Origin of the sequence: Marivita sp. GX14005 (genome assembly GCF_023370775.1) — a bacterium.
GTDB lineage: Bacteria > Pseudomonadota > Alphaproteobacteria > Rhodobacterales > Rhodobacteraceae > Marivita.
The window spans coordinates 747,483-771,362 of record NZ_JAMCCQ010000001.1 but is presented as its reverse complement, the minus strand read 5'-3'; the positions used below and the strand labels follow the sequence as shown (position 1 = coordinate 771,362).

Genomic DNA, 23,880 nt, shown 5'->3' with positions numbered 1-23,880 from the left:
AACGCGAGCAGCACATGAAATTTGCAGAACTTCTGAATCCACGGGCCGTGAAGGCCGTGTCTTCGACGTCGAGCAAGAAACGTCTGATGCATGACATCGCCGATATCGCCGAGAGTGCCTACGGCATCCCGGCGGATCGGTCGGTCGATGCGCTCATGGAGCGTGAAAACCTTGGGCCCACGGGGGTGGGCCATGGCGTTGCCCTGCCGCATGCGCGGCTCGATTGCGTCGGCTCGGTGGTGGGCGTTTTCATGCTGCTGGAAAAGCCGATCGATTTCAATTCGGTCGATCGCCAGCCCGTGGATATCGTTTTTGCGCTTTTCGCCCCCGAAGATGCCGGGGTCGAACACCTCAAGGCGCTGGCGCTCGTGTCGCGGACATTGCGAGACCCGGAATTCTGCACCAAGCTGCGGGCCAATCCCGATCCGGCGACGCTCCATACGATCATTACCGAGGGCGCGACCCTCGCCGCGTGACGGCTCTCAGGCCGGGCGAGCGTCCGGCCAGTCCGAAAATCCGAACATCATGTAATCGCGCGAATAGGCGTCGCGACAGAGCGTTTCGATCTCGTCATCGTAAATCGCCGATAGGGTGCTGCCGTGGGGATCCGTCTGCTCTAAAATCGGCGCATCCGAGATGCCGAGTTGCATTGCCAAGGCCGGTAGCGCGTCGGGCAAGTCGGCCTCGCGAAACAGGTGATCGGGGAGGCAGAATTCCGACATGCCTTGAAGCACTGCAGTCTGGCTCGCCCAATGCGCATCAACACGAATGCTTGTCTGGCCGTTAAGGTTGAGCCGCAGAAAGCGCAGGAAATCCTTGAACGCCTGTTTGTAGGTCACGGAGTCCTGCATCGACGCGTCAGGTAAAGGGATGCAGTGAAAGCGCGCCAGTTGGTTGCGGATTTTTGCGAAGCTTCCCGGCCCGGTGTTCACTATCTTGTCGCAAAAGGCGGCGTGGACACGTGCCACGGGATGCCGCAAGACGGTAAAGCGGCGGTGGCCGGGGTGCTCGCTCATCCACGCGCGGAGCGTTTTCTGGTTGTGCCGAGTTACGAGCTCGCCGCCGCCGAGCTGCGCCATCCAGTCCGTTACAGCCGCTTCGGGGCCAGAGCGCATGGGCATGAAGAGGAGCGGGTATGACGGGTGGGTCACGTAAGACGGCACGACCGGGCCGCGCCGCGGCTCGAAATTCGGGGTTCTCGACAGATCGAAACGATCGAAGTTGCGCAAGGCGCTTTCCATCTGATCGAAATTTTCGACCTTCTCGCGCAGGCTTTGCGGGTTCTGCGGCTTGAGCTTGCTCTCGAAACGCTCGGGCGGGGTGGGAACACCCAACCAGCTTGCCAGACCGCTCAGGATCTCGGGATCGTTCAGATCGTCGTAGCCGATGTAAAAGGCGGTTTGGCCCGTCACCTGCAGCGCGCGCAGAATCTCGAGTTGGAAGGCCTGAACCTCCCCGAAATGCCGTTCGAACTCGACCGCATCGAACTGCGCGGTCGCCGTCTTGCGGTTTTTGACATCGGTCAGTTTCCACTGATCCGTCGCGCGCGCGATCTGCAGGCTCACATAGCTGTCCACCGGATTGCGCGTCAGGACGATCTTGGCGCAGCGCGGATCGGCCAGAAGCGCGGGCAGGATGCGCGGGTCGTGATCGTGGAAGAAGCGGAACCCGCCCAAGCCATCGCTTCGCGTTCGAATGGCCTTCAGCAGCTTCTCGGGGCGGTCTTCGCGGGCGCGATGAGTGACGCCGAGAATCTCGGTGCTGTTGGGATAGCCGATGAAATTGGGATTGAACGCCTCTCCATGCGAGGTGATGCCGTCGATCCGGTTAAGATAATCCTCAAGCAGGTTCGAGCCCGTTCTCATTCCGGCAAAGATCACGAAATGATCGAAACCGCCCTGCATGGCTTATTTCACCAGATAGGGGCGTGTCGGGGCCGGATTGCGCGCAGCGGATGGGGCAATCGGATCGGCGGGGAAATCGCCCATGAGATAGGGGTGCATCCCCTGGTTCTTGAGATTCTGCAGGAACTGGCCGAAGCCGGTGAGATCGACAATGTTTGGAGCCTCGGTCAACCGGCGGCGCGGCTCTAGCCCGATTTCATCTATAATGACCTGTATCGCCTCCATCGGGCTTTCGATGAATTCGGCCATGGTCCAAATGCGTTTGCGACATTTCGAGTAGGGCGAGCGCAGCGCATCGAGCATTTCGGTTTCAATCTTCTGCAATTGCGCGGCTTCGCGTCTCAGATCCGCAAAGGTGCGGTTGGATTGGAAAAGCGGGATCGCCCATGCTCCGCTGATGACGGAAACCTGCGCATTCGGATCCTTGGCGATGTCCCAGATGACGTGCCGCGTGCTGCGCGGCCCAAGCTGGAAACACTGGCATTCCCCGCGCGTGTTCCAGAGCAGGTTGGTCAGGAACATCTTGGGATCGTAATCGCGCAGCGTGGCGCTATCGGACAGCGCGCCGTTCATCACGGACTGGCCCTCGGCGAAATGTGCGCGGTCCGGTGCGAAGAGATGACCATGAACCCGCGCGCCCGTGATTTGCGCAAGCCACGGCTCGAAATCGGTGAAAAGTTCGGTGAAGCCCTGAAAGACGGAGTATTTCGCCGCCGTCACGCCGTTTTCCCAATCCTCGTTCGGAAACCGGCTTTGCATATAGAGCCCTGGCCGCCCGCGTGTGCGCCGGTCCACCGCCTTGGCGAAGATGCGATCGATCTTGCCGGGATTGGGTTCCTGCAGGCTCACCTCTCCGGGTTTCGGGTTCAGGAACGTGTCGTAGAGCCGGTCCGCGTTGTGCCAGATCTTGCGGGCGACAAAGCAGTCGGACCGGCGCAGAAGTTGCAGGTGGTCGTCGTAGAAAATATGCGGTTTGCCCTGAAAATCGAACTTCGACAGGGTCAGGGAGCGGCTAACGATATTGGTCGAATAGAGCCGCGCGAGCGTCTGGAAATAGCTTTCATCGGGGATCCAGACATGGCGGAAATAGCGATCATATTGCCTGCGCTTCGGATCGCCGAGGATGGAAGCGAGGGTTCGCCTCGTGAGGCACCACCATTGGCTGCCCATATGCGGCACGAGCCCGTCCGGGATCTTGCGGCGATATCCGATCTTGCGCTGAAATTCGACGAATCGGTCGAACAGATACCGGCTCTTGCGCCAGGAGAACGGGAACCGCATGGTGAAGCGTTCCTCGTCGAGGCCGCCGACCGTCCAGGGCACATCGGCGGTCGTGGCGCTTTCGATATGGTCGGTTCTGGGGCGGGCCTTGAGGTAGTCGATCAGTTCCTGAACGGGGCGCAGCGGAAGGCAGGACCCGGAGGTGAGATAAACATGGCTGACATCCTCGAACTCCGCCAGCATCATTTCGCTCGCATCCTGACTGGCGGCGACCAGCCCCCATGTGCCCCATTCGCAGCGATGGCGGCGCGAAAAGCGGATCAGCGGATCGTCCGACAGGCGCGAGGTGAAAATCCGGTAGCGCGCGTTCGGCACATCCTTATCGACATGGATCACCACGGGACATCCCGCTTTTGTCCATTGCCGCGCGACCTGTTCGGCCCGGTGCAGCGCGGTATGCGCGAGCATGACGATGCCGACGCTCATGCCCAGTTGCCCATCGACATGAGGCCGAGAATTTCGAGCTGCCGCCAGTTGATGTATTTTTCCGAGAACTTGCACCAAAGCTCGGGGTTGTCGCGCAGTGCGCTCGCATAGGCGACGTATTCCTGGCTGCCGGCGTAATGCTCGCGGCGCTTCAGCTCTTCCATCGCCTTCTCGTTGAAGGTGCTTAGGAACTTGGTGTGCAACAGCGCGCCGGAGGCTTTTTCGCCGCCCCATTCGTCATAGACGTAATTGAGCCCGCGCGGCAGGAGCATATGAGTCGAGCTGGCATAGACATAGCGCTTGTCCCACCTGACCAGCGGGATCTTGTTGAGCGCCGGGGCCGCTTCCGGCCGGTCGGCAAAGAACACGCGCGACCGCACGCCGCCCTGAATCCACAGGTTGCCGAGCAGGTGATTGCGCTTGAGCGTGTAGTTTCCGGAATCGAACCAGCATGCGATATCGAGAGGGTTCTGCCCGGCCTGATACGGCACGGCATCAATGCGCCCCTTGGGATACATATCCAGCAGCATCGCACTGAAGGACCGGATCGAGGACGCCTCCAGCCAATCGGTGAGCGCGGGCAGGGGGCGGGTGTCGCAAAACGGGTAGACGAAGAATTCGTCGGGATCGACGGTGAGGCACCAATGGCCGTGGCCGTATTTGCGCAGTAGCCAGTTGATCCAATCCATACCGAAGCGCGAGCGCTTGTAGCTCTTGCGGCTGTGCCAGACCGAAACATCCGGTTGATCCGCGAGCAATTCGGCGCTGCCGTCCGTGCTGTCATTGTCGACGAAGATAAAATGCGACACGCCCATGTCGCGGTAGTATTTCAGGAAATATGGCAGGCGGACGCCTTCGTTCCGAAAGGTGCAGAACAAAAGGATGTCGTTGCGGCGGATTTGATCGGTGCGGTTGAATACCGGCTTGAGTTCGCGACGTTTGCGAAACGCGCGAATCCTCCAGCGTTTGCGCTGAAGTCTCAGGCCATATCGTTGAACCACACCCAAGGGTCAGCGTTCTTTCTTATCGGTCACAAGCCGCATGGGTATCAAAGAAGGGTAAACAGCCGGTTGAAATGTGCCTGCCATTCGGGCGCCCGGAAACGCCGCTTTTCGTTCTGCTCACCGCTTTGGCCCCGACGTGCTTGCGCCAGTTGCTCGATTTTATTGCGCCAAGCGTAGCTGTCTGATTCCGCCGCGTAAATAGGGTATTGGCCAAGCACCTCTTCAAATGCGGGCAAAGGGTTGCAGATCAGCGGCACATTCAGATGCGCAGCTTCAATGGCCGGGTATCCGAACCCTTCGGCGCGGCTCGGAAACAGCAGGCCATTCGCCTGTTCGAGAAGCGCCCAGAGCTGCGGATCGGGCAAGCTGGGCAGTTCATGCACGTTTGCGGCACTATCGAGCCGTGCAAAAACCTCTTCGCTGAGCCAGCCGCGCTTTCCGCAGATCAGAAGTTGCGGCGCATCCGTGCCGTCGAAATCACGCCAGAGATCGAGCAGAAAGCCGATATTCTTGCGCGGCTCTATCGTGCCGATGGTCACGAAGTAGGGCCGGTCCGACCAAGGGCCGCCCGGCGCGGTGCCGATGGTCATGTCCGGCAGGCCGGGCAGGAGAACTTCGATCCTGGAAGGCGCGAGACCGGTATGCCGGAGCAGGGATCGCTTCGTCGCCTGCGAATTGCACAGAACCAGATCGGCGTTTTTATCGGCGCGGTCGAGCAGGTTTTCGAACTTGCGGCGTGACTTCGGCGTCTGCGTTTCGGGGAGATCGAGGGGGATCGTGTCATGCAGATAGGGAACGATGCGCAGTCGCGCGCTTTGGGCGGCGCCGATCACCCTGTCGGTAAAGTTGGTTTGCCCGATATTGAAGTAGACGGTGCCTTCCGGCAGATGGCGGCGCAGCATCCCGCCAAGACCGGGCGGCGTGGCGCGATCGACAGCGATGCGGCGCAATCCGGCTTCCGTGGCGCCGCGCCCCGGATTGGTGCGGCGCATGACGCGAGAGATCGCGTCGCCGCATGTCCATCGCCGCCGGGCGCAATGCGCATGCAGATCCGCGCAGCCTTGGCGGTCAAGCAGCAGATAGCCGAGCGGTGTTCGCAGAAGCCCCAATAGCGGAGTAGGACATTGCGCAAGATGCGCGAGGTAGGCGCGTTCGATCCGGTCTATGCCTGTCGGGTGCAGGTGCGCACGGCTGACGGTGCGGGTGACGTCGAGCAGGTGCGCGGGCGCGGGGCTATTGACGGTAGTCGGCAACTTGATGCCAGCGCCAGGCGTCCTCGATCATCTTCGGCATGGTCGATCGCGTGGCAGCCCAGCCGAGTTCTTCGCGCGCGCGGGAGGAGCCGGAAACGAGCTTGACGGCATCCCCGGCGCGGCGTTCTCCGATGTTGGTCGGAACATCGCGATTGGTGACGCGGCGCGCGGCGTCGATCACCTCGCGCACGGAAAAACCGTCGCCCGTGCCGAGATTGAAATCACGGCTCGGCTTGCCATCGAGCAACCAGCGCAAGCCGAGGATATGCGCGTCGATCAGATCGGAGACATGCACATAGTCGCGGATACAGGTTCCGTCCGGTGTCGGGTAGTCCGTTCCGAATACGGTGATGGCCTCCCTCTTTCCCGCCACGGCATCGAGCACGATGGGGATGAGATGCGTTTCGGGGCGGTGGAACTCGCCGATTTCTGCATCCGGATCGGCTCCGGCGACGTTGAAATAGCGAAAGATCACATGGCGCAGCCCATGCGCGGCTTCGAAGTCGCGCAGCATGATTTCGATGGCCGCTTTCGACGCGCCATAGGCGTTGATCGGGCGCTGCGGCGTCGTTTCATCAAGCAGCACGTTGTCCTGATCGCCATAGGTGGCGCAGGTTGAGGAAAAGACGATGTCGCGGCACCCATGCGCCAGCGCGGCTTCGACGAGATTGAGCGAGCCAAGCACGTTGTTGCGCCAGTAGAGCGCGGGATCGCGCATGGCCTCATCGACCCGGCTCACAGCGGCGAAATGAAGGACGGCTTTCGGATCATGCTCTGCAAAAGCGCGGTCAATATCGGCGCGGCGCGACAGGTCGCCCTCGACCAAGGGGCCGAACTTCACGGCGTCTTTCCAGCCGGTCGACAGGTTGTCTAATGTCACGGGCGTGAACCCGGCGCGGGCCAGCGCCTTGCACGCGTGCGAGCCGATATAGCCTGCGCCGCCGGTGACGAGAATCTTCATCCTGCTACTCTGCGGCGTTGCCGATCTGCATCACGGAGCCCAGGAAGGCGCGCAGGTCGTCCTTCAGATCGTCGCGCGCGAGGCCGAAGGCGACAGTTGCTTGCAGGAACCCAGCTTTGGAGCCGCAATCGAACCGTTGGCCGCGAAAGCGATAGCCGTAAACACCCGTTCCGTCGATTTCCTGTGCGATGGCATCGGTCAACTGAATTTCTCCGCCCGCGCCTGTCTTGATCTTGTTAAGGTTCTTCAAGACGCTCGGATGCAGGATGTATCGTCCGATGACAGCAAGGTTGGACGGCGCTTCGTCGGATGAAGGTTTTTCAATCATTCCCTTCACCGACACGAGTGCGCCCATATCGTCTTGCACGTCGAGTATCCCGTAGCTCGACGTTTTCTCGCGCGGAACTTCCATCGCGGCGACGATATTGCCGCCGGTTTCCTCGTAAGCTTCCACCATTTGTTGCAAGCAAGGTTTTTCAGCCGATATCACGTCGTCCGGCAGCATTACCGCAAAGGGCTCATCCCCGATCAGGCGCCGCGCACACCATACCGCGTGACCCAGCCCGAGCGCCTTGTGCTGGCGCATATAGGCGATGGCTCCGCTTTCCATGTTGGTCGATTTCAGATCCTCGAGGATCTTGTCCTTGCCCTTCTTACGCAGTTCCTGTTCCAGCAGGGGCGACTGATCGAAGTAATCTTCAAGCGCGCCCTTGCCGCGTGACGTGATGAAGATGAATTCCTTGATCCCCGCGGCGCGCGCCTCATCAATGGCGTATTGAACCAGCGGGCGATCCACCAGCGTCATGATCTCCTTGGGAACGGATTTCGTTGCGGGAAGAAATCGGGTGCCGAGGCCAGCGACTGGAAAAACTGCTTTGGTGACTTTTCTGCGCATGGGGCGGATCCTTGTTGCTGCGGCTTACTGCGCGTCTCTTGGTATGCCACAGGAATTCCGAAACGTGTATGACATAACTCTGTAGAAACTGCTTTATTTCAAAAAAGGGTTGCTAACTCCTGCCGATCAAAGCGGTTTTCGAGCGGATGCCGGCCAACCGCCGCAAGGTGCGATTGATCCTGTCTTGCCGTCCCGCAAGCTGAAAAAGCGGTTCGGTGCGAACCTCCCGGCCGAATATGCCGCCAATATGATGCCAAAAGCCTTCGTCATTGAATGTGACGCGATGATAGCGCGCGTTCGGCGAAAAATCAAAGACCGTGACCCTGTGCCCCTGCCGCACCAAATCGCGTGCCTTGCAAAGACTGGGGCGGCGGCGTCCGGAGTCTACAGTCAGGTAAATGTCCTCGCCGGTCATGGGCTGCACCGGCACGATGGGGGTTTCGGGCGGCGGCGCAAAGTGCGGCAGCCGCGGGGGCGGGATCGGGTTTGCATAGCCGCGCTGCAAGTCACGCATCAGGCGGTGGACATCGTCCGGCGTGAGCGTTCCCCGTTGCATGTGTTTAAGCAGCCAGCCGCGCCTTTCGCCCATCAATGCGGCTCGCGCGTGGTCGCGTTCGTCCGGCGCGGTGTGTTTGGCATGGAAAAGTGCAGAGGAAGCGCCGATCTCGTAAAGCCTGCGCGGGGTTCGGTCGGGCGCTCTGAACCGGCTCGGCCCGGTGGCGTGATGCACGATTGCCTTCGGCACATGGAGCGTCTTTCCGCCGCCTTTCGAGATGCGCAGCGTCAGGTCGGTTTCTTCAAGGTAGAAGGCGAAGCGTGGATCGAAGCCGTTGTGCCGAAGCAGGACGTCGCGGCGGAACGCCATATTGGTGCCGCAGAGGCGCGGACGGAAATCGCCATGACCGCGCACCACTTGCGGTTCCGCCCCGGTGGTCGGCGCCGCAATGCTGCGCCCGGCCGGATCGACCAGCAACGCGGCGTGCTGGATCGAAATTCCGTTGCGCCTCAAAGTGGTGCCGCCCGCCTGCGCGACGGCCTTATCCGCAAACACTTCGCTGAGATGCGAGAGCCAGGTCGGCTCCGGCACCGCGTCATCGTCGATAAGGGCGATGATATCGCCAGCCGCGTGGGCGATGCCTTCGTTGCGCGCTTCGGAGATGTTGGCGCGTTCGAAGGGAATGACTTTCCGCCCGCAGCGTAGATCCGCGACGCGCGCGACCTCCGCACCTTCCGCGCAGGCGACGACGACGATCTCGAACAGCGGATGGTCCAGCTGCGATAGCGCCTTCAGGCACCTTTTCAGGAACTGCGATCGGTCGCGGCTGACGACGATGATGCTGACCGGCAGGGGGAGCATCTGCGCTCAGACAGGCGAAAGATCGATGCCCGGTGCGGTCGCGACGAAAAACGGATTGGCGAAGCCGGGCTTGCCATAGGCCAGCGGCGTCAGATCGTCGAGCCGAAGAACCTGCCCACCCGCGCCGCTCAGGACGGCATGCCCGGCGGCGGTGTCCCATTCCATGGTGCGGCCAAGGCGCGGATAGAAATCGGCCTCTCCGGTGGCGACGAGGCAGAATTTCAGCGATGATCCGGCGCTGCGGCTGTCTTTCACGTCATAGCGGCGGATATAATCGTCTGTCGCCTGATCGCGATGCGATTTGGACGCCACGACCATCAAAGCCTCCTCGTCGGGTGACGAGACGTGAATGGCGGTCTGTTCGCCTACGGTTTCCTTCTCGAACGGGCCGGTTTCCTCGACGCTTTGCCCATTCGCGAGCGTATAGAAAAGGCGGTTCTTCGCCGGCGCATAGACGACTCCCCGTACCGGCATCCCGCCTTCGACAAGCGCGATATTGACGGTGAAATCACCGCGACGGTGGATGAACTCCTTCGTGCCGTCCAGCGGATCGACGATCAGGAAGTCGCGCACATCGAGATCATGCGTGTCCGATTGCTCCTCGGTCACCAGCGCGACGTCCGGAAACGCGGCGCGGAGCCCCGCGGAGATCAGCGTGTCCGCGGCTTCGTCCGCTTCGGTCACCGGGCTTGCGTCGGATTTGGAGCGCACATCGAGATCGTCGGTCTGGTAGACCTTCATGATCTCGTCGCCCGCCTTGAGCGCCAGACGGCGCATCACTTGCATCAGTGCATCATAATCCACGGTGTTCCGCCCCGGCTTCATTGATTTGAAAATCTGTTCCTCTTATCGTCGGCTTAACGATTATCCGCAATAAAAGTCAGGGCAACTGACGCCGAATTTGCGGAGCGAGGCGAAGGCGAAGAGCAGTGTTTCAGAAAACGGTCCCGACAAACCGGGTTTCCTCGGCTGTCAATATTGCCGAGTTGATCTACCACAACACGGTCAGATCCATTCGCAAGACGCATGGAAACGCCTTCATGTCGATCGCGATCAGCGTGTTTCAATCGCTGATGTTCGTGCTGTTCTTCTACGTCATGTTTTCGGTCATGGGCCTGAAAGGTCTCGCGCTCAGGGGAGATTTCGTGATTTTCCTGTTGACCGGGATCTTCATGTTCATGACTCACAACAAGGCGGTCGGCGCGGTGTTCGGCAGCGAAGGGCCGGCCAGTCCGATGATGCAGCATGCGCCGATGAACACATTCATCTCCATTGCATCCGCGATGATCTCGACGCTCTATATTCAGGTTCTGGCGATGATCCTGATCCTTTTCATCTATGATGTCGCGATGAATCCCTATGTGCTGACGGAGATCGTCGAGCCCGTCCCGGTGCTTGGAATGTTGCTGCTCTCGTGGTTCTCGGGCGGTGCGATCGGTCTGGTTTTTCTGGCGCTGAAGCCGTGGTTTCCCGGCTTCACCGGCACGCTCGCCACGCTTTACAAGCGAGCTAACATGATCGCCTCGGGCAAGATGTTCGTGGCCAATTCCTTGCCCGCATTCATGGTGTCGATGTTCGACTGGAACCCGCTCTTTCATACCATCGATCAGGCACGCGGCTTTGCCTTCATCAATTACGTCCCGCGAAACAGCAATTGGGAATATGTGGTCTACCTGTCGCTCGTGATGCTGATGATCGGGTTGATGGGAGAATTCTACACCCGCAAACACGCCTCGGCGTCGTGGTCAGCGCGACGCTGATCACGTCACGACACGAAGCGTCAGGTTGATGCGCCCGCCCTTCGGCAGCAGAGTGGAGCTTCCGGGGCGCACCCTGTCGATGCCGTGATAGGCGCGGCGCGCCTCGCCCTGCATCACCACCACATCGCCTGAGCAAAGCCAGATCGATTCGGTCTTCCCGCCGCGTGTGACGTTGCCCATGCGGAACAGCGCATCGTCGCCAAGCGACACGGACAGGACCGGCTGCGTAAGATCGGCTTCGTCCTTGTCCTGATGCAGCCCCATTTTCGCGCTCTCGTCATACCAGTTGATGAGACAGCATTGCGGCGCTCGTGCGCCCGGAACAAGATCGCGCCAAAGCTTCAGCAGCGGTTCGGGAATGGGCGGCCATGCGGCGCCCGAGGGGTGCCGATCCTCATAGCGATAGCCGGTCGCATCGCTGATCCAGCCATAGTCACCGGCGGCGCTCATCCTGACCGACATCTGCTTGCCGCGCGGCGTCGTCGGGCGCACCAGCGGCGCTTGCGCAAGGCAGGCGCGGATTTCGTCCACCAGTGCCGATTGCGCATCTGCAGGCAGGTAGCCGGAATGAATTTCGAAATCCCGAACGCGGAGAATGGTCATTCTTCGGATCTAACGGCCCGGCAGCGTGAAAAACATACCGAATTTTCAGAAATTCCGGATAGCAGCGACGCTTGCAGGCGTAGGGATGCCTCCTTATATACCCTGCGGACCTGCTGAAGACAGTTGGCTTCGGCAAATCGGAATGCGGGGCGGGATGCCGGAACGGGTCATCGTCTCGCGATATCGCCTTGGAAATAGAAGGGATCGAAAACATGGCCAAAGTGATTGGTATTGACCTCGGAACGACCAACAGCTGCGTCGCGATCATGGATGGATCGCAACCGCGCGTGATCGAAAACTCCGAAGGTGCACGCACAACACCCTCCATCGTCGCCTTTACCGATGATGAACGTCTCGTCGGCCAGCCCGCGAAGCGGCAGGCTGTCACAAACCCCGAAAACACCGTCTTCGGCGTCAAGCGCCTGATCGGCCGTCGCAACGACGATCCCGATCTCGCCAAGGACCGCAAGAACATGCCGTTCGAGGTGATCGACGGCGGCAATGGCGACGCATGGGTGCGCGCCAAGGGTGAGAAATACTCTCCCTCGCAGCTCTCCGCCTTCATCCTGCAAAAGATGAAGGAAACCGCAGAGAGCTATCTGGGCGAAGAGGTGACACAGGCCGTCATCACCGTGCCCGCCTATTTCAACGATGCTCAGCGGCAAGCCACGAAAGACGCCGGCAAGATCGCCGGGCTTGAAGTGCTGCGGATCATCAACGAACCGACCGCTGCGGCGCTTGCCTATGGCCTCGACAAGAAAGACAGCAAGACGATCGCCGTCTACGACCTTGGCGGCGGCACGTTCGACGTGACCATTCTTGAGATCGACGACGGCCTGTTCGAAGTGAAATCCACCAATGGCGATACCTTCCTCGGCGGTGAAGATTTCGACATGCGCATCGTCAACTACCTCGCCGAAGAGTTCAAGAAAGAGAACGGCGTCGATCTGACGAAGGACAAGATGGCGCTGCAGCGTCTCAAGGAAGCGGCGGAAAAGGCGAAGATCGAGCTTTCCAGTTCCAGTCAGACGGAAATTAACCAGCCGTTCATCTCGATGGACGGGAAAACCGGGCAGCCGCTGCACCTCGTCATGAAGCTGACCCGCGCCAAGCTGGAGAGCCTCGTCGGCGATCTGATCAAGGCATCGATCAAGCCGTGCCAGGCCGCGCTCAAGGATGCCGGGCTCAAGACCGACGATATCGACGAGGTCGTCCTTGTCGGCGGCATGACGCGGATGCCCAAGGTGTTCGAGGAAGTGACCAAGTTCTTCGGCAAGGAGCCGCACAAGGGTGTGAACCCCGATGAGGTCGTCGCCATGGGCGCCGCCATTCAGGCAGGTGTTCTGCAAGGCGATGTGAAGGACGTGGTTTTGCTCGACGTGACGCCGCTGTCGCTCGGGATCGAAACCTTGGGCGGTGTGTTCACCCGCCTGATCGATCGCAACACCACGATCCCGACGAAGAAGAGCCAGATCTTCTCGACCGCCGAGGACAACCAGAACGCCGTGACGATCCGGGTCTTCCAGGGTGAGCGCGAGATGGCGACCGACAACAAGATGCTCGGTCAGTTCAATCTTGAGGATATCCCCCCCGCACCGCGCGGCATGCCGCAGATCGAGGTGACCTTCGACATCGATGCCAACGGCATCGTGTCCGTGTCGGCCAAGGACAAGGGCACCGGCAAGGAGCAGAACATCACGATCCAGGCGTCCGGCGGTCTGTCCGACGAGGATATCGAGAAGATGGTTCAGGAAGCCGAGGCCAATGCGGAATCCGACAAGAAGCGCCGCGAACTGGTCGAGGCCCGCAACCAGGCGGAAAGCCTGATCCATTCGACGGAGAAATCGCTCGAAGATCACGGCGACAAGGTCGATCCGACGACTGTCGAGGCGATCGAACTTGCCGTTGCCGCGCTGAAGGACGATCTGGAAGACGACAAAGCCACGGCCGAGAAGATCCGGTCGGGCATCCAGAACGTCACCGAAGCGGCGATGAAGCTCGGGGAGGCGATCTACAAGTCGCAGCAGGATGAGGGCGAACCCGAAGCGCCGTCCGCCGATGCGCCGGAAGGATCGAACGACGATGACGACAGCATCGTCGACGCCGATTTTGAGGATCTCGACGACGACAAGCGCGCTTGACGCTTGTTGAACGGAACCGATCAAGGGGCCGGACCGGATACCGGGCCGGCCTCTTGCGTTCCGCGACAAGGAGGGCTTGATGGCCAAACGTGATTATTACGATGTGCTCGGCCTATCGAAGGGCGCCTCGGCCGAGGAAATCAAGAAAGCGTATCGGCGAAAGGCGAAAGAGCTTCATCCAGACCGAAACGGGAGCAATCCCGATGCGGAAGCGCAGTTCAAGGAAGCTAATGAGGCGCATGAGGTTCTGAAAGATCCCGACAAGAAGGCAGCCTATGACCGATACGGTCATGCCGCGTTCGAGGGCGGGATGGGCGGCGGGCGTCCTGGCGCAGGCGGGCATGGCGATTTCGCGTCGGCGTTTTCGGACGTATTTGACGATCTGTTCGGCGATTTCATGGGCGGCGGCCGCGGCGCCGGGCGCCAACGTGCGGCGCGGGGCGCTGATCTGCGCTATAATCTGCGCGTCACGCTTGAAGACGCCTTTGGTGGTTTGCAGAAAACCATACAGGTGCCCACTTCGGTGCAATGCGATGCCTGTTCCGGCTCCGGCGCGGAAGGCGGGGCGGAACCGACGACCTGCCCCACTTGCTCCGGCATGGGAAAGGTGCGCGCAACACAGGGGTTCTTCACCGTTGAGCGCACATGTCCAACCTGTTCGGGGCTTGGCCAGACGATCAAGAACCCGTGCAAGAATTGCGCCGGCGCCGGCCGCGTTCAGAAGGAGCGCGCGCTGTCGGTGAACATTCCCAAAGGCGTGGAAACCGGCACCCGTATCCGGCTTGCCGGCGAGGGGGAGGCGGGCCTGCGCGGCGGACCTCCGGGCGATCTTTACATTTTCATCGATGTCGCCCCGCACAAATTGTTCGAACGTGACGGAGTGCATCTGCACTGCCGCGTTCCTGTGTCGATGACCGTCGCCGCGCTTGGGGGTACGATCGAAGTGCCAACGATCGATGGCGGGCGCAGTCGCGTGTCGATTCCCGCTGGAAGCCAGTCGGGCCGTCAAATGCGCCTGCGCAGCAAGGGCATGCCGGCGCTTCGCGGGCAGGGGCAGGGCGATATGTTCATCGAACTGGCCGTCGAGACGCCCGTGAACCTCACATCGCGGCAGAAAGAGCTGCTACGCGAGTTCGAGGATCTAAGCGAGGACAATAACCCCGAATCCAAAAGTTTCTTCAAATCCGTCAAGGGGTTTTGGGATTCGATGAAAGGCTGACTACGGGGCCGCGGTTTTTGCGCGGCCCTTAGCCTTTTGTTAAGCGCTTACTGCCAATATGGCGGCATGTCTAGCAACGCGGTGCAACCCTCCCTGTTCGAAGCTCCGGCGCCCGCGCCGGTGAAGGCGCGGCAGCCATCCTATATCGCCGGTCATCGTAAACGCCTGCGCGAACGGTTCCTTGTCGGCGGGGCGGATCCTCTGCCGGATTATGAAATGCTGGAACTGCTGCTGTTCCGAACGATCCGCAATGGCGATGTGAAGCCTGCGGCCTATCGGCTGATCGACACATTCGGCGATTTCAACCGCACCATCTCCGCCCCTATCGATCGGCTCAAGGAGGTCGAGGGGATCGGTCACGAGGTCGCGCTCGATCTCAAACTGGTGGAGGCGGCGGCGCATCGCTTGTCTCAGGCCCGCGTTCTGCGGCGGCAAGTAATCTCAAGCTGGGATGCTCTTCTGGACTATTGCCGCGTGAGTATGGCGCATCGGGAGACCGAACAATTCCGCATCCTCTTTCTGGATCGTAAGAACGTGCTGATCGCCGATGAGATGCAGGGTCGGGGAACCGTCGATCATGTTCCCGTCTATCCGCGCGAAGTGATAAAACGCGCGCTCGATCTAAATGCTTCTGCGTTGATCCTCGTTCACAATCATCCCTCCGGCGATCCGACACCATCGACAGCGGATATCGACATGACGCAAAATATCCTGCGCGCCTGCGGGGCGGTTGGGATTACCGTGCACGATCATCTCATCGTCGGAAAATCGCGAGAAACGAGTTTTCGTGCAGAGGGATTGATTTAACGGACCCATACTTCGACCCTTCGATTGACCTGCCGGCCCCAACCGGTATCGTCGCAAGCCATCGGCATCGCCTCCCCGAATGCGTCGGTCGAAAGACTGACATGCTCAAGATGGGTTTTTGCCACCGACGCTTCGACGGCCTGTTTGACGGCAAGCGCCCTCTGCTTCGCGATTCGGGCGTTCAGCTCGGCCGCGCCACGCCCGTCGGAGAATCCGATGAACACAAGCTGACGCCCATCGTAAATGCCCGCTTCGATCGCGCGGGCGAGTTGCTGGAGGTTGGAGCGGGACTGCGCGTCAAGGCGTGTGGCGCCGGGTTCGAACCTGAACGAGGTCGTCAATCGCCGCAATGGCGTCAAGATGTCGACCATCCGCTTGAGCCGGGCAAGACCGGGCTCGCCCGCCGCAACGCGGATTGCGTTTGCGAACCGATCCCCCTGAGCGTTGATCTCGACCTCCTCCGGCGCCTGATCCACAAACCCCGCGCGCCGCGCAATGATCTGAGCCGGCCCCGAGCGCAGATAGGCAAGGAAATCGCGTGCAAGTTTGGGCAAGCGCCGCGCCGGCACATAAAGAAACATCGGCGCAGTCAGGGGATAATCCTCGGTCTTGATCGTCAGCCGATCGGCGGTGAGCGTGAACCCGCATGAGCCATTCAGCGCCAGCGGTCGAGCGTTGCCGACCTCCGAATGGCTGACGATACCGATCCCGAGCGGATCGCGCATGACGGAGCGGGAAAGAAGGCGGTTCGTTTCGTGCCGCACAACATCCGGGCGAAGCGTGCGCGAGGCCGGTCGCAACAGCCTGTCGTCGATGGCCTGTGCGATGCCGGATCGGGGATGCAGCAAATGAACAGAGATCGGTGCATCGGGGCCGCCGAGTTCGCGCCAGTTGTCGATTTCTCCGGCCAGCACGCGCGACAATTCGTTCATCGAGATAGCGGAAACCGGATTGGTCGGCGCGACGATCGCCGTCATCGCGTCGAGCGCAAGGATGCGACTGCGTTTTGCATCGTCGAGCGTGCCGAGACCGGCTTGCTTTGCCAGGTTTACTTCCTCTGGCCTGATTTCACGCAGCGCCATGACCAGATCGGCTTCGTCCGCCAGAAGATCGGCAAAGCCTTCGTCGGTGCTCGTCAGCCGAAAATGAAATCGCGCGGCAATGGTGCCGCTTTCCGGTTGCCTCAGGATATAGCTGAACCGCCGTGCCCCTTCGTTGACACGTTCCGCCGAATACCCGTCTTGCAGCGCGAAACCTTCGACAAGGGCGGGCAGCAGAACATCGCCTACCGTGATCGATCCCGAGATCGAGATTTCGGCCACGAAGTCCGTGAGTGACGGACAACCGGGGCCGTCACAGGCAACGCCGGACCCATCCACCGTCAATTCGCCATACCGCGTCTGGACGCGGTAAAATTCCCCGTCGAACCCGAGAAGCGTGCCCGAAAGCTCTATCGCGCCGTCGCGCGAGCGCAGGGTCACATCCTGCGCCTGCGCCGCAAGGGCGGTGGCGAGCAAGATTAGTGCGGCCCAAAAAGCCGCACGCAAATGTCTCATGGATTGTGCCTTTTGACCGCCCGTTTATCTTGCGGCGATTGTCAGGTCTTCGACGACGTTTTTCAACAGCAAGAAGTCACCCACGCTGTCGCAGCCCGGCACGTCGATGGTCAACTCCTTCGATCTGAGATCGCGGCCATTCCGGATTTCAAGTGTCTGCGCTTCGATCACCCGATCGCAATTCGAGGGCTGGATTTCTGCCTCGACCGTGATTGCGACGGTTCCGAATGTGGAGGTCATGCCGGCCGGAAAAGTGTAGATCTCGGCCAGCAGGGCGTCGGGGACATCCGGTTGACCTATGCGCGTGAGAAAGCCTCCTTCACCGCGTGCTGCACGCTTCGGATCGGCATTGGCACCCATCCAGATATGACCGTCGCTGAAATAAGCCGCATCGAATTCACGCGCATGAAGCTGCAACCCGGCATCGCCGCGCCATTGCAGGACGATACGGTCATAGAACGGCACGGAGGACACTTCAGCATGTGCGACCGCGCCCGAGCCATCGGGGAAAGAGGCGATCACCAGCGCGTTTTCGGCCAGCGCTGGAAGGTCGAGTGACAATGTCCCGTCGGGCTGCATGACTTCGGTCACCATGAGACCGTTGTGATGAAGCGTGACGCGTTCGCTGCCGTGGCAGGGGGCAGTCAGCAAGACCGAAAGCATCGCCCCGGCGGCAGGCGTTGCCGTCAGTTCCGCGTCGCAGGTGAAGCCGGTCTCCGCGGGGGTGCTGGGCAGTTCAATGTCCGGCGCCGGTTCCTTCAGCGCTGCGTTGTTAACAACTGCGCTTGGCAGCTTTGCCTCCGGCGCCGCATCGACGGGGAGCGGCGCTTTCGGCGTCGAGGAGACATCCTGCATGTCCGACACCATCGCGTCCGTCACGATTACGTCGTTTTTCGGTGCGGGGAATGGCAGATATTGCATGGCCGCACCGATACCGAGCGCGACGGCGACCGATCCTGCGGCGACGAGCGTTGAGATTTTGCGCTTCATGGCGGACTCCCGATGCATGACCTGCACCAGGTGTTCTGCCATCCGATTCGGGTGCGTCTAGGGCAGCCGTTTGATGGTTTTGCGCCGCTTTTATGGCACGATCCTCAGGCCAAACGCCCGTGACAATGCTTGAATTTCTTGCCCGATCCGCAGGGGCAGGGCTCGTTTCGGCCCGGATTGCCCCAGGTTGTCGGATCGGTTTCGTCGAACCCCGATACCGCATCGTCATTCGGCTGGGCGGGCGCGTCCACGGCCTTTTCCAGCGCCGCGCGCTGGGCCGCCAATTGCTCCATCATCGCGCGCTGCTCTTCTTCGGACATCGGGCGGATCTGGCCGAGCTGCTTGGTGACATCCTCCCGCAGGCTATCCAGCATGGATTCGAAAAGCTGGAATGCCTCGGATTTGTATTCGTTGAGCGGATCGCGCTGCGCATAGCCCCGGAAGCCGACGACAGACCGCAGATGTTCGAGCGTCAGAAGATGCTCGCGCCACTTGCTGTCGATGGTCTGGAGAAGCACCTGCTTTTCGATCTGCCGCATCGTGTCGGCGCCGAACGCCTCGGCCTTTTCGTTCATGTGCCGGTCGGAGGCTTCTTCGAGCCGTTCGAGGATCACCTCGCGATCGACGCCTTCCTCATCGCCCCATTCGATCACCGGCGCGTCGAATCCGACCTGTTCCTTGACGGCCTTTTGCAGCCCTTCGGTATCCCACTGATCTGCATAGGTCTTGGGCGGGATGTATGTGTCGACGAGATCGTCGATAACCTGATGGCGCATGTCTTGGGCAATCTCCGACAGGTCCTGCGCTTCCATGATTTCGCGGCGCTGGCTGAAGATCACCTTGCGCTGATCGTTCATCACATCGTCGAATTTCAGCAATTGCTTGCGGATATCGAAGTTGCGCCCCTCGACCTTGCCCTGCGCACGTTCGAGCGATTTGTTGACCCACGGGTGCACGATCGCCTCGCCCTCCTTCATGCCAAGCGTAGACAGCACCTTGTCGAGCCGTTCGGAGCCGAAGATGCGCATCAGATCGTCATCGAGCGACAGGAAGAACGAAGAGCGACCCGGATCGCCCTGCCGGCCGGAGCGGCCGCGCAGCTGGTTGTCGATGCGGCGGCTCTCGTGCCGTTCGGTGGCCAGAACATAGAGCCCGCCGGCATTCTTGACGGCCTCTTCGTCCTTGTCATGTTCGGCCTCGATCCGCTTGCGGATCGCTTCGGGATCGCCTTCGGGATCGGCGGCGATGGCTTCCATGATCTGGAACTCGACATTGCCGCCCAGCTTGATGTCGGTGCCGCGCCCGGCCATGTTGGTGGCGATGGTGATGGCGCCCAGCTTGCCGGCATCGGCCACGATCTGCGCTTCCTGTTCGTGCTGGCGCGCGTTGAGCACGTTGTGCTTGAGCTTGGCCTTGGTCAGCAACTGGCTGAGCATCTCGGATTTTTCGATTGAGGTCGTGCCGACCAGGACCGGCTGGCCCTTTTCATGCGCTTCCTTGATCTCGGCGATGATCGCGTCGTATTTCTCCTGCGCGGTGCGGTAGACGCGGTCATCCTCGTCGATCCGAGCGATCTCACGGTTCGTCGGAACCTCGACAACACCAAGCCCGTAGATTTCCGCGAACTCATCCGCTTCGGTGGAGGCGGTGCCGGTCATGCCTGACAGCTTTTCGTAGAGGCGGAAGTAGTTCTGGAACGTGACGCTTGCGAGCGTGACGTTCTCGGGCTGGATATCCACGCCCTCCTTAGCCTCGATCGCCTGATGCAAACCTTCGGACAGGCGCCGTCCGGCCATCATGCGGCCGGTGAATTCGTCGATCAGGACAACCTCGCCATCCCGCACGATGTAGTCCTTGTCGCGCTGGAACAGCTTGTGAGCGCGTAGGCCTTGGTTGACGTGATGAACGACCGTCGTGCTTTCGGGATCGTAGAGCGACTGTCCTTCGGGAAGGATGCCCTGCTCCTGCAGCATTTGTTCGAGGAACTCGTTGCCCTCATCGGTAAAGGTGACGTTTCGCGTCTTTTCGTCGATGGTGAAATGATCGTCGGCCAGTTCCGGGATGATCTTGTCGATGGAGAGGTAAAGATCGCTGCGGTCCTGCGCCGGTCCGGAAATGATGAGCGGCGTGCGCGCCTCGTCGATCAGGATGGAGTCGACCTCATCGACGATGGCGAAGAAATGATCGCGCTGATGAATCTGGCTCAGCTCCGATTTCATGTTGTCGCGCAGGTAGTCGAAGCCCAATTCATTGTTTGTGGCATAGGTGATATCGGCAGCATAGGCCGCCTGCTTTTCGTCCTCCGGCTGACGCGGATAGACGACGCCGGTCGTCAGGCCGAGCGCTGAATACACATTCCCCATCCATTCGCTGTCGCGCCGCGCAAGGTAATCGTTGACGGTGACGATATGCACGCCGCGCCCCGTCAGCGCGTTGAGATAGGCCGGAAAGGTAGCGACGAGCGTCTTGCCTTCGCCGGTCTTCATCTCGGAAATGTTGCCCTGGTGCAGGAAAATCCCGCCCATCAGCTGCACATCGAAAGCGCGCAGGCCAAGCGCACGCTTGGCTGCTTCGCGGCAATTGGCGAAGGCATCCGGCAGCAGTTGATCGAGTGTTTCACCGTTCGACAGCCGCGACTTGAATTCGGCGGTCTTCTCGATGATCTGAGCGTCCGAGAGGGCTTCATACTCGGCTTCGAGAGCGTTGATCTTCTCAACCAGCGGGCGCGTCGCCTTTACCTTGCGGTCATTCGGCGTTCCGAAGACCTTGCGCGCGATATTTCCAATGCCCAACATGCTCTCTCTTTCCGCTTTGACGTCTTCGTGTGCGGCATCTGCTTGCCCGTTTCGCACACTGCCCATATGACACGGGGGGAACGACTGGCCACACTCAGCCTGCAGGCGATGTAAGGTCCGTGAAATACAGTGTCAACGGCACCTGCCGCGGCGGGCGTCACAGGAGGAAAGAGCGATGTCGAAACTCTTCACGAAATTGTCCGCAGGCGCGGTTGCGCTGATGCTGGCGCTGCCGGCCCATGCTCAGGACAGCCTGACCGCCGATAGCGTCGTGGCGACCATCAACGGCACGGAAATCACGCTCGGCCACATGCTGATGATCCGCGCGGGCCTGCCCGAGCAGTATCGCCAGCTTCCTGATGAGGTTCTCTGGGACGGTATCCTCGACCAGATCGTGCAACAGACCGTGCTGAGCCAACAAGCGCAGGAAGAGGACGGCGCGCGTATCGCACTTGCGCTGGACAATGAGCGCCGGGCGCTCCGCGCGGCTCTGACGGTCGAGGAGATCGTCGGGGAGGCGGTTTCGGACGAGGCCGTTCAGGCGCTCTATGACGAGACCTATCTCAACGGTGAGCCGACCGAGGAATTCAACGCGTCGCATATCCTTGTCGAAACCGAGGATGAGGCGAAAGCGATTGTCGAGGAGCTTGAGGCCGGCGCCGATTTCGCCGAACTCGCGCAAGAGAAATCGACCGGCCCGTCCGGCCCCAATGGCGGCGAACTCGGTTGGTTCGGCCCCGGCATGATGGTGCCGGAATTCCAGGAGGCGGTCGAAGCGCTCGAAGTCGGGGAAATCTCCGACCCCATCAAGTCTCAATTCGGCTGGCATGTCGCGCGTCTGAATGAGAAGCGCAACAAGGAAGCGCCCGAACTCGATGCCGTGCGCGCCGAGATCGAAAGCCAGCTGAGTCAGCAGGCGGTTGCGCAGCGGATCGATGAGCTGGTGCAGCAAGCCGAAGTGACCCGCACATCGAAAGAGGATGTGGACACCTCCGTTCTGAGCGATCTCGATCTGTTGGAAGACTGACACCATGGCCAAGATCACATCCGTCTCTCCCCTCGCGCCCGAGCGGTTTCTGGACATGCCCGTCATCAAGGGCGCGCGTTTCGCCACTGCCGCCGCAGGCGTGAAATACGCGGAGCGAACGGATGTGATGCTGGCTTTGCTCGATCCCGGAACGAGTGTGGCAGGCGTTTTCACCAAATCCGCCACGCGCTCGGCCAATGTGCTCGACTGTCAAGCGAAGATCGGCAAGGCGACGGAGGCGGGCGCGGCGATCCTCGTCAATTCCGGCAATTCCAATGCCTTCACCGGGCAGGCCGGTGACGCATCGGTGAAGGCGGTGTGCGATGCTGTGGCAGCAGCCACCGGCTTGCCCAGCAGCCGCATCTTCACCAGCGCGACCGGCGTGATCGGCGAACGGTTGCCGCATGACCGGATCAACGCGAGGATCGGCGAACTGGTTGCCGGGGCCAAGGAACATGCGCTGCCCGATGCGGCCAAGGCCATCATGACGACGGATACGTTCGCTAAGGGTGCTGCGGCAACGGTCGATCTGTCGGACGGTCCGGTTTCCATTGCCGGGATCGCCAAGGGTTCGGGCATGATCGCGCCGGACATGGCGACGATGCTCGTTTATATTTTTACCGATGCGAAGGTCGCGCAGGGCGATCTGCAGGCAATGGTTTCTCGCCTGAACGAAAAGACGTTCAACTGCATCACCGTCGATAGCGATACCTCCACCTCCGACACGCTTCTGGTCGCGGCGACGGGCGCATCCGGCGTTTCTGTTGCGCCCGATAACCGAGCCTTCGAGGACGCATTGCATCGTGTCATGCGCGGTCTGGCGCATCAGGTCGTGCGCGACGGGGAGGGGGCGACGAAATTCGTAACCGTTCACGTCACCGGCGCGCAGAACGATGCCGATGCCAAGACACATGCGCTGTCTATCGCCAACTCTCCCTTGGTCAAGACCGCCATCGCGGGCGAGGATCCGAACTGGGGCCGGATCGTCATGGCAGTCGGCAAATCCGGCGCAGCGGCGGATCGCGACCGGCTGTCGATCTGCTTCGGCGATGTGAAGGTTGCCGAGAAGGGCTGGGTGCATCCCGATTACCGCGAAGAACAAGGCGCCGCGGTCATGAAGGCGCAGGAAATCGAAATTACTGTCGATCTGGGGCTAGGTGATGGCGCCGCGACGATCTGGACCTGCGATCTGACGCACGGCTATATCGCGATCAACGCCGATTACCGGTCCTGAGCGCATGAAGATCGTTTTTGTTTCGGCAGTTGCGCTGATCGATCCCGACGGCCGCATCCTCCTGACCCAACGTCCTGAGGGAAAGGCGATGGCCGGGCTGTGGGAATTTCCGGGCGGCAAGGTCGAACCGGGGGAAACGCCGGAAGCGGCGCTGATCCGGGAGCTGCATGAGGAAATCGGCATCGACACATGGCAAAGCTGCCTCGCGCCGCTGACCTTCGCCTCCCATGCCTATGAGAACTTTCACCTGCTGATGCCGCTTTTCGCCTGCCGCAAATGGAACGGCACACCGATGTCGAAGGAGGGGCAGGCGCTCAAATGGGTACGTGCCAATCAACTTCGGGATTATCCCATGCCCCCCGCTGATATTCCGCTGATCCCCATCCTCCGCGATTGGCTGTGACAAAAACGCAAAACTAGCGTTTTTTCTGGAACAGGGCCAAACCGCGCTCTATCTAAGCGGCGTCAGGCCTTGGGGGAGATTTGGCATGTTGAAAACAATCGTCATCGGAAGTTGCATGTCTGTTCAGGGGGTTCTCGAAAAGACCTTGCCGGACGGCCGCATCGCGATCCGCGTTGGAGATCGGATTTTCACCGGCGCGCCCGTTCTGAAAGCGGCTTAAACCAGTCACGGAAAAAAGGGGCAGCCGTTTGGCCGCCCCTTTTT

General features: G+C 60.7%; 21 protein-coding genes. 9 read left to right on the top strand and 12 right to left on the bottom strand.

Annotated features, from left to right (window positions below; all coding sequences use genetic code 11):
* The first annotated feature begins 14 nt into the window (after nucleotides 1–14).
* Nucleotides 15–476 carry a PTS sugar transporter subunit IIA gene (locus M3465_RS03950; protein WP_249500396.1) on the top strand — a complete coding sequence of 154 codons (462 nt, stop codon included), beginning with the start codon at nucleotides 15–17 and terminating at the stop codon, nucleotides 474–476.
* Nucleotides 477–482: 6 nt separating this feature from the next.
* Here M3465_RS03950 and M3465_RS03945 read toward each other — a convergent pair whose 3' ends face one another.
* The 8 genes from M3465_RS03945 to cysQ all read right to left on the bottom strand — a co-directional run bounded on the left by M3465_RS03945 (nucleotide 483) and on the right by cysQ (nucleotide 9,885).
* Nucleotides 483–1,904 carry a sulfotransferase family 2 domain-containing protein gene (locus M3465_RS03945; RefSeq protein WP_249500395.1) on the bottom strand — a complete coding sequence of 474 codons (1,422 nt, stop codon included), beginning with the start codon at nucleotides 1,902–1,904 and terminating at the stop codon, nucleotides 483–485.
* A 3-nt stretch (nucleotides 1,905–1,907) separates the two neighbouring features.
* Nucleotides 1,908–3,611, bottom strand: coding sequence for a DUF5927 domain-containing protein (locus M3465_RS03940; RefSeq protein ID WP_249500394.1), 1,704 nt, complete (start codon nucleotides 3,609–3,611; stop codon nucleotides 1,908–1,910).
* Nucleotides 3,608–4,618: a glycosyltransferase family 2 protein gene (locus M3465_RS03935; protein ID WP_249500393.1), complete on the bottom strand. Its 1,011-nt coding sequence runs from the start codon at nucleotides 4,616–4,618 to the stop codon at nucleotides 3,608–3,610. The genes M3465_RS03940 and M3465_RS03935 overlap by 4 nt, the downstream gene beginning before the upstream one ends.
* A 41-nt stretch (nucleotides 4,619–4,659) precedes the next feature.
* A complete protein-coding gene (locus M3465_RS03930) occupies nucleotides 4,660–5,868 on the bottom strand; it encodes a glycosyltransferase family 4 protein (protein WP_249500392.1) in 1,209 nt (402 codons plus the stop codon).
* Nucleotides 5,849–6,829: a UDP-glucose 4-epimerase GalE gene (gene galE, locus M3465_RS03925; protein WP_249500391.1), complete on the bottom strand. Its 981-nt coding sequence runs from the start codon at nucleotides 6,827–6,829 to the stop codon at nucleotides 5,849–5,851. Before galE ends, M3465_RS03930 begins: the two co-directional genes overlap by 20 nt.
* Before the next feature lie 4 nt (nucleotides 6,830–6,833).
* Nucleotides 6,834–7,724, bottom strand: a complete 891-nt coding sequence (galU, locus tag M3465_RS03920) for a UTP--glucose-1-phosphate uridylyltransferase GalU (RefSeq protein WP_249500390.1) — start codon at nucleotides 7,722–7,724, stop codon at nucleotides 6,834–6,836.
* Between the two features lie 112 nt (nucleotides 7,725–7,836).
* Complete coding sequence (locus M3465_RS03915) at nucleotides 7,837–9,081, bottom strand: glycosyltransferase family 2 protein (RefSeq protein ID WP_249500389.1); 1,245 nt, start codon at nucleotides 9,079–9,081, stop codon at nucleotides 7,837–7,839.
* A 6-nt stretch (nucleotides 9,082–9,087) separates the two neighbouring features.
* Nucleotides 9,088–9,885 carry a 3'(2'),5'-bisphosphate nucleotidase CysQ gene (cysQ, locus tag M3465_RS03910; protein WP_249500388.1) on the bottom strand — a complete coding sequence of 266 codons (798 nt, stop codon included), beginning with the start codon at nucleotides 9,883–9,885 and terminating at the stop codon, nucleotides 9,088–9,090.
* Between the two features lie 125 nt (nucleotides 9,886–10,010).
* Between cysQ and M3465_RS03905 the strand changes: the two genes are divergently transcribed.
* Nucleotides 10,011–10,841 (top strand): ABC transporter permease, encoded by an 831-nt coding sequence (locus M3465_RS03905; RefSeq protein WP_249500387.1) that lies wholly within the window; start codon nucleotides 10,011–10,013, stop codon nucleotides 10,839–10,841.
* On the opposite strand, the gene M3465_RS03900 is transcribed toward M3465_RS03905, so the two are convergent.
* Complete coding sequence (locus M3465_RS03900) at nucleotides 10,842–11,444, bottom strand: alpha-ketoglutarate-dependent dioxygenase AlkB family protein (RefSeq protein WP_249500386.1); 603 nt, start codon at nucleotides 11,442–11,444, stop codon at nucleotides 10,842–10,844.
* Nucleotides 11,445–11,656: 212 nt separating this feature from the next.
* On the opposite strand from M3465_RS03900, the gene dnaK reads away from it, so the two are divergent.
* From dnaK to radC, 3 genes are all read left to right on the top strand, one after another.
* On the top strand, nucleotides 11,657–13,585 hold the full coding sequence (gene dnaK / locus M3465_RS03895) for a molecular chaperone DnaK (protein ID WP_249500385.1): 1,929 nt from the start codon (nucleotides 11,657–11,659) through the stop codon (nucleotides 13,583–13,585).
* A 79-nt stretch (nucleotides 13,586–13,664) separates the two neighbouring features.
* Nucleotides 13,665–14,804 (top strand): molecular chaperone DnaJ, encoded by a 1,140-nt coding sequence (dnaJ, locus tag M3465_RS03890; RefSeq protein WP_249500384.1) that lies wholly within the window; start codon nucleotides 13,665–13,667, stop codon nucleotides 14,802–14,804.
* Between the two features lie 66 nt (nucleotides 14,805–14,870).
* Nucleotides 14,871–15,611: a RadC family protein gene (radC, locus tag M3465_RS03885; protein WP_249500383.1), complete on the top strand. Its 741-nt coding sequence runs from the start codon at nucleotides 14,871–14,873 to the stop codon at nucleotides 15,609–15,611.
* On the opposite strand, the gene M3465_RS03880 is transcribed toward radC, so the two are convergent.
* The 3 genes from M3465_RS03880 to secA form a co-directional block, all read right to left on the bottom strand.
* On the bottom strand, nucleotides 15,608–17,167 hold the full coding sequence (locus M3465_RS03880; protein ID WP_249500382.1) for a substrate-binding domain-containing protein: 1,560 nt from the start codon (nucleotides 17,165–17,167) through the stop codon (nucleotides 15,608–15,610). The two genes, radC and M3465_RS03880, sit on opposite strands and share 4 nt — an antisense overlap.
* A gap of 24 nt (nucleotides 17,168–17,191) precedes the next feature.
* On the bottom strand, nucleotides 17,192–18,157 hold the full coding sequence (locus M3465_RS03875) for a translocase (protein ID WP_249500381.1): 966 nt from the start codon (nucleotides 18,155–18,157) through the stop codon (nucleotides 17,192–17,194).
* Between the two features lie 104 nt (nucleotides 18,158–18,261).
* Complete coding sequence (secA, locus tag M3465_RS03870; protein WP_249500380.1) at nucleotides 18,262–20,952, bottom strand: preprotein translocase subunit SecA; 2,691 nt, start codon at nucleotides 20,950–20,952, stop codon at nucleotides 18,262–18,264.
* A 175-nt stretch (nucleotides 20,953–21,127) separates the two neighbouring features.
* Between secA and M3465_RS03865 the strand changes: the two genes are divergently transcribed.
* From M3465_RS03865 to M3465_RS17030, 4 genes are all read left to right on the top strand, one after another.
* Nucleotides 21,128–21,979: a peptidylprolyl isomerase gene (locus M3465_RS03865; protein ID WP_249500379.1), complete on the top strand. Its 852-nt coding sequence runs from the start codon at nucleotides 21,128–21,130 to the stop codon at nucleotides 21,977–21,979.
* A gap of 4 nt (nucleotides 21,980–21,983) precedes the next feature.
* Nucleotides 21,984–23,213, top strand: coding sequence for a bifunctional glutamate N-acetyltransferase/amino-acid acetyltransferase ArgJ (gene argJ / locus M3465_RS03860; RefSeq protein WP_249500378.1), 1,230 nt, complete (start codon nucleotides 21,984–21,986; stop codon nucleotides 23,211–23,213).
* Between the two features lie 4 nt (nucleotides 23,214–23,217).
* Nucleotides 23,218–23,616 (top strand): 8-oxo-dGTP diphosphatase MutT, encoded by a 399-nt coding sequence (gene mutT, locus M3465_RS03855; protein ID WP_249500377.1) that lies wholly within the window; start codon nucleotides 23,218–23,220, stop codon nucleotides 23,614–23,616.
* 85 nt (nucleotides 23,617–23,701) lie between these two features.
* Nucleotides 23,702–23,836 carry a hypothetical protein gene (locus M3465_RS17030; protein ID WP_283254899.1) on the top strand — a complete coding sequence of 45 codons (135 nt, stop codon included), beginning with the start codon at nucleotides 23,702–23,704 and terminating at the stop codon, nucleotides 23,834–23,836.
* Nucleotides 23,837–23,880 lie beyond the last annotated feature (44 nt).